Source organism: Legionella waltersii (assembly GCF_001468085.1).
Taxonomy (GTDB): Bacteria; Pseudomonadota; Gammaproteobacteria; order Legionellales; family Legionellaceae; genus Legionella; species Legionella waltersii.
In genome coordinates, this window is sequence record NZ_LNZB01000060.1 from 39,902 (window position 1) to 52,898 (window position 12,997).

Here is a 12,997-nt window from a genome sequence, read left to right on the forward strand (position 1 = left end):
GTGATTTGTTGATTAGTTGATCCACGAATTCATTTACCCATATTTACAATTTAGTAACATTTACTTAACAATTCCTTAACATTCGTTTGGCATAATGCCGAAGCAGAAAAGGAGTTCTATTGTTTGTTGTTAACCAGATTGATGGTTAGTTAATAATTAAAATTACCTGGGGAGTCAATTATCATGGCATTATCAGATATCAAAATCAAAGACGCGGTAGTACATTACACTCAATCAATCATTACAGGATCGAATTATGAACTGTTAAGGCAGTATCTTCTGGAAAGAAAGCCCGTCCAAGCAGTTATGGAAAGTGTTAAAAAAGACCTTCATCAACTCTGTGAGAGCGATAAACAACGATTCAAGCAAGAATACACTGTCTCAGCCTGTGAGACTCAATTAATTAGCGATGAGCAAGATGCTTTCAGTGATCAAGAACAATATGACACTGAAACACGTTTAACTCAAGAATATTCCATACAGCTTCCTGAATTAAGAAAGCAATTGGAAAGTCTTAAATCCACTTATTTACTCCAAGAAAAAAGCACACAGCTGGTACAAACCAACTTAGAGATGTATAAAAGAGAGGAATCGAGGATTGAAACTAGGTTAAGTGGCATTAGAACCCAAAAATCGTTACTGACTTTACAATATCCCTACACTCAGACAGTCCATACTCATTTCCATTCTCATCCAGCAGTCGTAACCACTCACCCTAATTCATCTTACAATTGGACTTGGTCGAATCAACTTCAATGGAACAATTTATGCATCGAAGAGAGTCAGTTGTTGAGTGAATTACAACAAGTTAGAGGTAATATCAGCAGTAAAAAATTGGAATGCCGTTTCGAAGAAACTAAATTAAGTGAACTCTTAGAACAAAAGACAACACTAGAAAGAAAAATCGATTCAATGCAACGTCAATTAAACACTGAATTTCCCCAAAACGAAAAGTCTAGACAGCGTCGCAAAGAGGAAAGAGCTTTTAGAGCCAGCGCGAGAAAAACAGAAGACCCTCAATTAAACCAGTTATCTTATCGCAATCGCGAAGCACTCTCTCAAAAAATCTCTACTCAAAATAAGGCATTAGATCGGTTAAAAGAGAAATTAGATCAAGAAGCCAGTGATATGAGCTACTCCGTCTTCTTAACAGAGCTAGAACTAAAACTTGAATCTCAGAATACCAATCATTTGCTTATGAATGAAAATGAAGCGCTAAAAATGATTTTAGGCATCATGAAAGAATACCAGCTTCTGGCTACTGAAGAACAAAGGATGCAAACTCAATTAAAGGAAGAAAACAGAAAATTACAATCCTTACAACGCAATTTAGAGTCAAATACACAACTTGCTGAAAGCAATCAACAACTCACTCAAAATAGTGAATCGGCAGCAAGTGCCAGAAATACCTCTCTCTTTATTGGTGGTACTAGCGCAGTGGGAGGTGTAGTTGGAGCAATCATGGTTACTAACATGATCGTTGACCCCATACTGTTTTTTGTACCTGGAGGATTAGCTCTAGTTGCAGTGGTCTCTCTCATAGTCGCATTCGTCTACCATATTCAGAAATCTAGCTATGATGCTGACATTGATCGCAATAATAAATCAATGATATCAAACGAGACCGAATTGTTGGACGAAACCTATAAAAAGGACAATGCAAACTCTCCTAAACCAACTCTCCAACAACAAATAGAGACAACCCAAAAAGAAATCCAAACGCAAAGTGCTCTTTTGGAAGAACATCAGCAAGCCATGATCAGGTTGATGCAAAAGGGCCAAAATGTAAGTCATACGTATCAACGAATCTATCCGCTCTTCACACCGTCTGAAAATAGAGGGTATCCTTATACCCCTCAACCCTCGGCGCCAACGGATGACCGAATGCCCCCATCCTATGAGCCACCTACTTACACTGTGGGTGATTTGTTGAATTATGGAGGTTACCTACCAGCTACTTATCAATAATTAGCGCTTGTTTTCAACATGTTGTAAGGGCACGGACCCCACTGGGGTCCTTCCCTGAGGAATCGACACCTATTTTAGTGCCCCAACTAATCTCTTCTTTGATGGTCAGTAAGCGTAGGTTCGGCGCTTCGCCGAATGACGCTGCCTTAGCAGCGTCATTCGTGAAAACGGATAGTTCCGTATCCGCTTGCTGACGCGCGCGGCTCGGTTCACTCCCTGCGGTGACTAGGATTTGATTCATACAGCAAAGAAGGAGCCGAGCCGCGCGCGTCAGCAAGCGGACCGATGAGGGCCAGATAGATGAACCTAATAACACCGCTTAAGGCAACGCCATTCGGCGAAGCACCTGACCTTTGGTATAAATGCCCCTTTTTAAAAAAGGTGTCGATCCCTCAGGGTCCGTCCTCTCCCTTATCCCATGAGCGACTCAAACAGTTAGCCGAATCCAAATTACATTTCACCTTGAATAATCAAGAGACCGTATGCTATAAAAACCTATACCACGCTCACTATAATTAGGGATAAACATGTATTCAATTGGAATGTATTTAGCAAAGCGGCTTGAAGAATTAAAAATATCTGAATATTTCGCTATCCCTGGTGACTATAACTTAATTCTGCTGGATGAGGTTCTCAAGAATAAGCAATTACAAATGATTAATTGTTGCAATGAACTAAACGCCGGCTATGCAGCAGATGGTTATGCTCGGATCAAAGGCATTTCTGCTTTGTTTGTAACCTACAGCGTAGGCGGTTTAAGCGCGATCAATGCCATAGCCGGAGCCTACTCTGAAAACCTACCGGTATTAGTCATTTCTGGTGGCCCCAATACTAACTCTATTCAGGACGCTGAAATTTTACATCATACCCTAGCCAATGAAGATCATCTCTATGTAAGAGACATGTTTGCCAGAGTCACTGCGCATTCAGTTTGTATTCGCAAACCAGAACTTGCAGGTATACAAATTGATGAAGCGATAGCTATAGCTATTTCAAAGAAAAAACCTGTTTATATTGAAATCGCTTGTAATATTGCCAACTACCCGATTGCTGAACCTACTCTTCGAGCCTTTAATGCTCATAAAGTCAGCGATAGCTCTTCTCTTGCCGCCGCAGTTAATCATGCCTCTGAAAAGTTAAATAATGCCACTAAACCAAGCCTGATCGTTGGAAGTAAAACCAGATCTTGTGGAGCCCTTGAAGCAGTGGATAAGCTGGCAAGCAGTATAGGATATGCCCTTGCAGCCATGCCCGATGCCAAAGGATTTGTTTCCGAACAACACCCCAATTTTATCGGAATCTATTGGGGACCTGTTAGTTCATCGGGTTGTGCTGAAATTATTGATTCAAGTGATGCTTACCTGTTAATCGGTCCTAATGAAAACGATTACACCACTGTCGGGCACGTGTGGGGTATTAATCCTCATAAATCCATATCCATCGCGGATGGCAATGTTGTTATTGGTGATCATGTCTACACCAATGTTTACATGAATGATTTTCTACAGGCACTAGGTAAAAAGCTAAAGTTCAATGATGGGTCATTTAAAGCTTATCAACGCATTGCAGAAGAAGTCGTCCTTTATCCAGAGCCTAAAGAACCCAATAGCCCAATCACTACCCGCTATCTGTTTGGTCAAATTCAAAAAATGCTATCCAATAACAAAGCCATCCTGGCTGAAACGGGCGACTCTTGGTTCAACTGCATGCGCTTAAATTTACCTGAAGGATGTCCTTTTGAAATTCAAATGCAATATGGGTCTATTGGTTGGTCTGTAGGGGCATTGTTAGGCATGCAAACTGCCCTTCACAACAAAAAGAGAGTGATAGCCTGCATTGGTGATGGCTCATTCCAGATGACAGCCCAGGAGATTTCAACTTTAATTCGCTATGGATTTAAACCCATCATTTTCTTAATGAACAATGCTTGTTATACCATTGAAGTCCAAATTCATGATGGTCCTTACAATGTAATCAACAATTGGCATTACGCAGAATTGGTCAATGTATTTCGAGGCGAACAAAGTAATGCCAAATCTTTCGTGGTCAAATCAAACAAAGAATTGGTCAATGCCATTAACAATGCAGAAAAAACGGATGCCCTTTGTTTTATCGAAGTGCATTTGGACAAAGATGATTGCAATAAGAATTTGTTGGAATGGGGATCTCGTGTGGCAAATTACAATGGACGTCCACCACGCCCTTAATTGAAGTTCAGTTACCCCAATGTATTTGACTTGGATAATTTATTGGGTAAAAGTTTAAAACACCTTAACGGTCCCTATGCAATTCACCCCATACAATGTCATCAATTTGATGACAATTGTTATTGATAGGAGCAAATTGACAACCATCTGATATAATTAAATTCAAGACATATTGATTAATTTATCCCAATGAAATCTAGAGATGATAACAGAGTTCATTTTAAACCCAGTGGTGACAACACTTTTACCATAATTACTATAAGTCATTACGAGGAAAACAGAAAAAATATAGATTTTTGTCAAGAATTTGTTCCTACCAGAGGGAAAGAATTTGATACAACTTATGAATGTACTTTAGATGCAGAAGCAATGGATAAAATTGTCACTGAATTTATAAGTAACCCACCGACTAAAAAATTAAACGAGCCTTTAAAAAAGGTCGAAGATTTAAAAAAAGATCCCTTTATTGTCGGGGAAGCTCATCAGCATATTAGCTCTAAACGATTTTTAATTGAAAATATGAAGATGTTAAAAAGAGAAGGCTTTGAAATTTTATTTATGGAACATTTTTTTTATGATACTGATCAAAATGACTTAGATAAATTTTTTCAAACAAAGGATGCACCTTTATCAGGCACACTTCTAGCAAGATTAAAGGAAATGGAAAGACATGGGATTATGACTAAAGATTTAGATGAAGAATGGGAAAAATATAGTTTCACAGATATTTTATATGCAGCACGTGACGCGGGTATTAGAGTTATTGGAGTTGACGTTAGCACGACTTATAAAGCACAAAAAATTGGCTATGACAATGAGCAGTTAGATGATAAAAGACAGAAATACATGAACTACACTGCCTATGAAATCATAAAAAAAGAAACAGGGCCTGGGAAAAAGTGGTTTGCATTAATGGGAAATACTCATGTTCATTCTTTTGCCAATGTTCCAGGTGTAGCAGAATTGACTGGTGCCAGAAGCGTACAAATATTTGATACAGGAAATAATAGTAAAATAAGTGAAGTTAATCTCAATTCAAGTTATAAAGTAGGTAACGTTGATTTACAAGGCGACTTAGTCATTACACAAAATCCTAAAGAGAGTACATTTAAAATTTTATTTCAAAAGGAACACGAAGAAGCCAGTAAAATTCAAGCATATTTAAGCGACCTAAAAAATAGTTTTAAAAAAAAATATTGGAAAGATTTTTTTAATGGAAAACCAGAGGACCTTAAGCATAAAAATATCGACAGTCCTAAATATAAGGCGATTAGAGATTTAAGACAAAAGATAGAAATAGCCAAAAACTTGGGAACACTAGCTGAAGTTCAACAATATCTAAAAGAACCGATCGAGTGTGTGATAAAAACGTCTAAGGAACAACAATTACATAATTTTATTCTTTTTAAAAAAGCTCTTAGAAATAGTCAAGTAGCTGATAATTTAGAAGATTTTAAAAAAAATCATCCGTACAATGCCCCCCAAATTTAGACCACACAAACCGAAAAATTTAGGCCATAATACCCCTCCTGTTAGGGGATAAATGGCTAAACATAAAAAGTGGTTGTCCTCAGTAAAATTTGAAATTGCATTATTGGCACTGATGAGTGAGGCTTGTGGATATTTTGATGAGTTAAAGACCTAACCACCGAATAAATTGGTTGGTCGTTTTTAGACTCGCTGTTGGCTTTGCTTCAAAATTAACCGTAAATTGATTTTGCGGCTCTTGAGGCAATTGCGACAGCGCAATGATCGGTTTTATGTCTTTTATTTTACCTAAATTGACGATTTTCATTTGCGTCTCAAAGTACCCACCATTCACCATAATAATTTGAGGAATGACTAAACGTATACTGCCTATAGCTTCTTGATTGCCCTGTGCTACGATTTGATTAAACTCATTCCGACTCAGAGCAATATACTCAGCATGATCAATTTGACGGCGAAGCATCCTAGCTAAAGGAGCTTGAACATGAAAGATTTTTTCATAATTATCTGCAGACATTGTTAGAATAGGATCACTTTCATCCATTCTACTGTTTTTATTTAAATCAACGTAAAGGATATCTTCTCGTACCTCATCCTCTGAAGGAGTTTGAGTTTCAGATCTTGCCTGGTAGTTGACAGAATTTGAACTGTTCTTTTGGCAGTTTAAAAATTTTGACTGATCAAACCATTCTTCACTTGGGTAATAAACCACCAACAATGAATTGTCTTTAATGGTATCTATGATCTGTTTTTTTAAAGACAAAGGTACTGCGGGACAACCCCAGCTCCTTCCCGGTCTTCCATATCGTTTAATAAATTGCTCATCCATATACCAACCACCATGCATGACAATATAACGACTAAATGCATTGTCATTAAATTTGGGGTCAAGACCTACCAATCGTAGAGATAATCCTTCTCGACCATAGTAGGCTTGTTCAGTCTTATAAACTCCTAAGCTGCTGGCCTTGCTATTGTTTTTATTCGAGAATTTATCGGTTAATAACGTTCCTGATTTAATACCATGCGACACATAGGTATAAAACAATCGTTTTTTAGTGTGCAAATCAAACACCCATAGCCGTTTTTGATTGGATGGCAAGGAATAATCAATAATCACTAATACGTTATTTCTATCCACATGATAAGCATTTGCGCATCTTAAGCTGGTGATCACCTTGTCAATCACTTGGGGACGCAGTGTCGCACTTTCTTTATGCAACATGACCTCAATGTCCTGAATGGGCGTTATTATTGGAGGAATATAGCTGTCGGTTACTGCTTCTTCTATCGTTTGAATTGCGTCTTGACTGGTTTGAATAGGCAGATTAAAAGAACTAACTGCTAAAATCCATAGCAGATATATAATCATGATTGGTCCTTCATTCTAATTATATGTTTCTTTCCCCGTACTTCTTAATATAGGACATAAAGGGCTTTTGTGCTTAATAATTTTATTTTAATCCTAATGAATTTATTTTGATCGACATGATTTTGCGAAGCAATTATTGGCTTTATTCATAACAGGACTGAATTTTTTAACTATTTAAAGAACGCAAGTAGAAGAATTGATTGCAAGCGACATGCTTTTCTCGCTATTATTTGAAAATTATTCACTTCATAGTTCAATAGGGATGTTTTAGTATATGAAAGCAAGTTCCTACCTAGTATTTAGTTTACTTCTGTTGCCTTGCTCTATGGCCTACCCTGGAAAATATGAGCATCCCAAGAACATCAACACATCAACCGATGTGACGGGTGAGATAAATCAAAGTACATCAACACTGAAAAACATCACTCCTGAATTTCTGTATAGTTACGTTGATTTTAACTTTGACTCCTCAATTGGTACCCGTTTTAATCGCTACAATGGTTTTTCAAACCTGTATTCCGTTGGGGCAGATCATATTAATCCATTCAAAGACCTCATTGCCGGTTTGTACGTGTTAAAAGTGGATACCGAAGTTAATTCTCAGCTTTCATTAAACCCAGGCTCGATAATCCCTGCTCAACAAACCATTCATAATGGAACTTTGTATGGACATATCAAAAAACCAATTGGAGAAAATTTTAGTATCGATGTTGCTGGGGGTTATGGACAAAACCAGATCAAATCAGTAACCACTTTGAATTTAAATACACCTGCACAAAGCTATGCAACATCCAACTATTACAATGAAAACTGGCTAGCCAATTTAAATGCCATATACAACAAGCAATGGGGAAAATTGAACACCAGGGCTTATGTCGGCGTACTCTACAGTCAATTAAATACTGGGAGTTATGCAGTATTTATGTTAAATGGCGGGACTCCACAAGCCACTTTACCTTTAACAACCAAAACCACTTACGTCGTTGAGGGGGGTGAGATAAGCTATAAACTAAACTCTACCTTTTCACCCTTTATTAATGCTGCATTGATTCAAGTCGCTGATTATGTAAACAGTAGACCCATCATGGCCCAACCTATTAATGGCTCTCTTCCTCAATTAATCATGGACAAGAATGGATTTCGAGTTGGTGGTGGTTTGAATTTTACCCACAAGCAGTTCACAGTCCGTCTTGAAGAAAAATATTACAGGGCAGGAAATATATTCTCCAGCTACCAAACATTAGCTGCGCTTGAATATCGATTCAATTAGTTATCAAAAAATCAAAAGGATTGCTGGGTGTGAATAGGTTTTATCAATTCAAAACGTCGATAAAACAAACCAAATGGATTGAGTTCCTGCTAGGAATAAGCTGTACCTTGCTGGTCTTGCTTCACTTGGTCATTCACGCCCCTGTTTTGAGCGATTTGATAAACAATTTGGACAACCAAATTTACGATAAAATCGTTCAACTTAATTTGCGTCCCCAACCGCATAACCCCAATGTTGTGATTATAGACATCAATGAAGAATCCGTTAAGCAGGAGGGTCGATGGCCTTGGCCAAGGGATAAAATGGCAAAATTAATTTCCATTTTGAAACAAAGTGGAGTGGTCACTATTGGCCTTGACATCATCATGTCTGACCCAGAAACAAATTATGCAACAGCCTTAAAAAAGAAACTGTTGCAATATTCTGCCAATTCAACAAAGGAACAAAATGAGCTGATTACTGCCCTTAATAAAATTAGCAATCAGGTGGATAATGATCAACAATTTTTACATGAATTAACCGATAAAAATGTAGTACTTGGCTTCTTATTTCAATATGAAGAAAACGTCCAGAAAGGGAGCTTGCCCCCCGCATTAACAAACGATAAGGATCAGCCAATCAATCCTGGCAAGTTCGATTTTTATCATTTTCCTGGATATGATGGAATTTTAGATTCTTTTATTAAAACATCAACTCTTGGAGGATTTGTTACTAATTTACCTGATTCTGATGGCACTGTACGAAGAGCCCTTGCCTTGGCAAGTCATAAGGGAAAACTCTATCCAAGTTTATCCCTTGCAATTGCAATGAATTATTTAATGGTAAACCATATTCAATTTATTCACCAAAATGGCCATCTCTCTGGGCTGCAATTAGATGGAATTAATGTACCAACGAATGCTCGTGGGCAAATGCTAATTCCCTTTTGGGGAAGTGCCGGCAGTCTCCCTTACTATTCAGCAAGCGATATTTTGAATCATCACTTTAACCAAGAGGATCTGAGTGGCTCCATCGGGGTCATAGGGTCCTCGATGATTTTGCTCTCTGACTTACACCCAACACCTGCCTATCAACTGTTCCCCGGGGTTGAAATGGTAGGTAATTTAATCAAGGGGATCGCTTCTCAACAAATACCCCATGAATTCGACTGGCGCTCTCTTTATGGAGCCTTAATTATTATTGTTCTTGGTTTGCTTCTTTCATCGAGCTTCTCGATCCTGTATGTCGTGGGTAAATTGATATTGTCCATAGCCTTCATTCTAGGCTCAATAGGTGTAAGCATCTATTTGTTTTCAATGCATAACATGTATTTACCACCTGGAATATTGGTTATTTTAATCAGTCTACTTGCCCTATCAAACTTTACCTTTTCATACATTACTGAACGCCGCCAAAAACGAGAAATTAGACAATTATTCGGACAATACGTTCCTGAGGATTACGTCAATGAGCTGCTTGAATCTCCTGAACATCACAGCATGGAAGGACAAACTCGCACCATGACTGTATTGTTCTCAGACATTCGTAACTTTACCACCATTAGTGAAAATCTAGACGCTACTGAAGTGAAGAACTTACTCAACTCTTTTTTCACACCCATCACCGAAATTATTTTCAATAACAAAGGTACTATTGATAAATACGTTGGAGACATGGTCATATCATTCTGGGGAGCTCCCATGGAAGATAAAGAACATGCCTATCATGCTGTTTCCACCTCTTTGACCATGATTGAGCACCTGCCAATCATCAATGCTGAGCTCCTTGAAAAGGGATTACCCTCTCTGCAAATTGGGGTGGGCTTAGCAACTGGCCCTATGAACGTTGGTGACATGGGTTCAAAATTCCGTCGCGCTTACACAGTACTTGGTGATACTGTTAATCTGGGATCGCGATTGCAGGATTTAACTAAATTCTATAAAGTCCCTATCTTAACCAATGATATAACTTACGCAGGGCAAAATAAGTTTGTATGGCGTCCAATTGATAAAGTAGCTGTTAAAGGACGAGCAAGTGCGTTGACTATTTATCAACCTCTAGGTATGGTTGCTAGTGTAACAACTGAAGTTGAAACGGAGTTACAACGTTACCTAATGGCTTTAAATTTCTATTATCAACAGAATTGGAAAGAAGCCGAAACAAGTTTTAAAAGTTTACTGGCTAGCGCCCCAAGTACTTACTTATACCAATTGTACTTGGATCGCATTGCCCAGTTTAAGAAGACCCCTCCACCAGAACATTGGGATGGAGTCTTTATCCATAGCCATAAATAGATTAAGCGTTAATTACAAGGACAAACATTGAATACAAATCCATTAAAGAGAATCCGTATGAAAAAAGTCATTTTAGTCGGTTTATTTTTAACCATCAACAACGCGTTTGCCGAAGACGTCGCAACAGTGCTTTTTGCATCCAATAAAGCAACTGTAATTAGACACAATTCAGAAACCTCTTTGGTACGCGGTGCCAAATTGGCAGTCGGAGATGCCATCAAAACTGGACCAAAATCGTTAGTCAATATTAAATACAACAATGGCACGTTAGTGAATTTAGGGGATAATTCAGACTACAAAATAATAGCCTATTCCTCAAAGCCAAATGAAGTGCAAGTCAATGCTGAATTATCAAAAGGCAAACTAAAATTTCAAACCACAGGAAAATCAAAAGAAGTACTCAATACCCCAATTATTGCTCTAGCTATCATGGGAACGAGTGCTCACATTTATGCGACTTCCAATGGAATTTACGTGAATTTAGCAGATGGTCAAATCTTAGCCGGGAATAACTCGCTACCAACAAACCAGACCTCGCTTGTTAATCCTAATGGACAAGTATCGGAATCTCAAATGCCACCTGAAGGTAATGTAGAGACCCCATCAGGATCTGAGGGTAATGTTGATATTTCAGCCTCCTCAAGCTCTCAAAGCGAAAACGAAGGTCCCTCCCCAACAGTAGTAGAAGGAGTAGCTTCCGTGGCTACGATTGCCTCGACACAAGTAGCGAGTGAAACGTCAGGAGAATCAGCTACTGCGGTTCCAGCGATTTCCATTGACTGTGCTGTAGGTGGATCACCACCTTAATCAATAAAGGAGATACAATGAGTCAGAATCAACTAAAAAGAAAGCTACGGTGGATTGCAACTATCACTTTATGCATGATGCCTTTCTATTCTTCGAATGCCGTCCCAATCAATACAAGCGATTCGACAAAGAGGATTACGATTCAAGTTTCTACAGAAAATCAAAAGATAAAGCCCTGCGCTTATAGTGATTATGCCATTTGCACAATCGAGTTAAATCAAATGGATGCGCCCTACGGGGTCCTTACAATCACCAATTCCGGGGGGTGACACTAAGTAATATTGACGTAGGGCCAATTACAAACTCCACCATTTTGATGTCAGCAACCATACAATCGAGAACAAACTGCACTACAGTCATTCCTGGAGCCCAATGCGTCATACGTTTTTTCCAATTTGCTGCAGGAACGGCGAGTGAATTGTTAGATATTACGGGTAATGGTGTAGTACTTGGACAGTTTATACTCTCCATAAGTTAATGAGTTGTCATCAGACCTATTCTGAAACTCCCCCAAAGAGGCTATATTGGAACTGCGCATTCGGTGCAGCTCCAGTAAAAGCAAGGATGGAAAATCAAGTGCACGATAACAAATTGACTAAAACCCACTCAAAACCAACTTTCCTCTAGACCGTCCACTTTCTAATAATGCATGTGCCCTGCGTAAATTTTCTGCATTGATTCGTCCCAAACATTCCGCAACGGTAGTTTTAATCCGGCCTGCGTCAACAAGCTTTGCCACCTCCGTTAAAATATCATGTTGCTTAATCATATCAGGGGTTTTAAACATGGATCGCGTGTACATCATTTCCCAATGAATGGAGATACTTTTCAGCTTAAAAAGCTTGATATCTAAATTCTGTGGATCATCGATTAAAGCAAATTTCCCTTGGGGTTTTAAGACCTCGACTAAAGCTTTAGCATGTTCATCGGAGTGCGTTAAACTAATCACGTAATCCACCTCAGAATACTGCAGAGCATTTAATTGAGATTTCATATCTGTGTTGTGATCGATAACATGATGAGCGCCATTGTTTAAAATCCATTGAACGGACTCTGGCCGTGATGCAGTTCCAATCACCGTTAATTGAGTTAAATTCCTGGCTAATTGCACCAAAATTGAACCAACCCCACCTGCAGCTCCAGTGACTAATAAAACTCCTTTTTCATCAGGCGTACACTGTAAACGATCAAAAAGCAGCTCCCAAGCCGTTAGACTGGTGAGGGGTAAGGCAGCCGCTTCATCGAAATTGAGCGATTTGGACTTCTTAGCAACAATGCGCTCATCCACTAAATGCAGTTGACTATTTGCCCCAGGCCTAGTCAAATCACCTGCATACCACACTTCATCGCCAGGTCTGAATAAGGTGACTTCAGATCCAACTTCCTGAACAATGCCCGCCACGTCCCAGCCTAATATTTTAGGTCTTCCAGCCTCGGGCTCCACATTGCGTCTAATTTTGGTGTCCACTGGGTTGACCGCAATGGCTTTCACTTCCACCAACAAATCATGACCAGATGCGCTGGGGTTTGGTACATCTAACTCCATTAATGCACTCTCATCATGAATAGGTAGACATTGATAATATCCTATTGCTTTCATTCGCATTTTTCC

At 38.9% G+C, this 12,997-nt stretch carries 10 protein-coding genes; 8 read left to right on the top strand and 2 right to left on the bottom strand.

The window, feature by feature from the left end; translation table 11 throughout:
* Positions 1–183 precede the first annotated feature (183 nt).
* From Lwal_RS13410 to Lwal_RS13425, 3 genes are all read left to right on the top strand, one after another.
* Positions 184–1,968 (top strand): hypothetical protein, encoded by a 1,785-nt coding sequence (locus Lwal_RS13410; protein ID WP_058481317.1) that lies wholly within the window; start codon positions 184–186, stop codon positions 1,966–1,968.
* A gap of 527 nt (positions 1,969–2,495) precedes the next feature.
* Complete coding sequence (locus tag Lwal_RS13420; protein ID WP_058481319.1) at positions 2,496–4,175, top strand: thiamine pyrophosphate-binding protein; 1,680 nt, start codon at positions 2,496–2,498, stop codon at positions 4,173–4,175.
* 189 nt (positions 4,176–4,364) lie between these two features.
* Entirely contained in the window at positions 4,365–5,666 is a 1,302-nt protein-coding gene (locus tag Lwal_RS13425; protein WP_058481320.1) for a membrane-targeted effector domain-containing toxin, read from the top strand.
* A 142-nt stretch (positions 5,667–5,808) separates the two neighbouring features.
* On the opposite strand, the gene Lwal_RS13430 is transcribed toward Lwal_RS13425, so the two are convergent.
* Positions 5,809–7,035 carry a murein L,D-transpeptidase catalytic domain family protein gene (locus Lwal_RS13430; protein WP_058481321.1) on the bottom strand — a complete coding sequence of 409 codons (1,227 nt, stop codon included), beginning with the start codon at positions 7,033–7,035 and terminating at the stop codon, positions 5,809–5,811.
* 274 nt (positions 7,036–7,309) lie between these two features.
* Between Lwal_RS13430 and Lwal_RS13435 the strand changes: the two genes are divergently transcribed.
* From Lwal_RS13435 to Lwal_RS17745, 5 genes are read left to right on the top strand one after another with little or no spacing between them, the layout of a single operon-like run.
* Positions 7,310–8,305: an autotransporter outer membrane beta-barrel domain-containing protein gene (locus tag Lwal_RS13435; protein WP_058481322.1), complete on the top strand. Its 996-nt coding sequence runs from the start codon at positions 7,310–7,312 to the stop codon at positions 8,303–8,305.
* Positions 8,306–8,334: 29 nt separating this feature from the next.
* Positions 8,335–10,578 (top strand): CHASE2 domain-containing protein, encoded by a 2,244-nt coding sequence (locus Lwal_RS13440; RefSeq protein ID WP_058481323.1) that lies wholly within the window; start codon positions 8,335–8,337, stop codon positions 10,576–10,578.
* 57 nt (positions 10,579–10,635) lie between these two features.
* Complete coding sequence (locus Lwal_RS13445; RefSeq protein WP_058481324.1) at positions 10,636–11,385, top strand: FecR domain-containing protein; 750 nt, start codon at positions 10,636–10,638, stop codon at positions 11,383–11,385.
* Positions 11,386–11,402: 17 nt separating this feature from the next.
* A complete protein-coding gene (locus tag Lwal_RS13450; RefSeq protein WP_058481325.1) occupies positions 11,403–11,654 on the top strand; it encodes a hypothetical protein in 252 nt (83 codons plus the stop codon).
* Positions 11,651–11,863, top strand: coding sequence for a hypothetical protein (locus tag Lwal_RS17745; RefSeq protein ID WP_133141256.1), 213 nt, complete (start codon positions 11,651–11,653; stop codon positions 11,861–11,863). Before Lwal_RS13450 ends, Lwal_RS17745 begins: the two co-directional genes overlap by 4 nt.
* 117 nt (positions 11,864–11,980) lie before the next feature.
* On the opposite strand, the gene Lwal_RS13455 is transcribed toward Lwal_RS17745, so the two are convergent.
* Positions 11,981–12,985: a zinc-binding alcohol dehydrogenase family protein gene (locus tag Lwal_RS13455; protein ID WP_058481326.1), complete on the bottom strand. Its 1,005-nt coding sequence runs from the start codon at positions 12,983–12,985 to the stop codon at positions 11,981–11,983.
* Positions 12,986–12,997 lie beyond the last annotated feature (12 nt).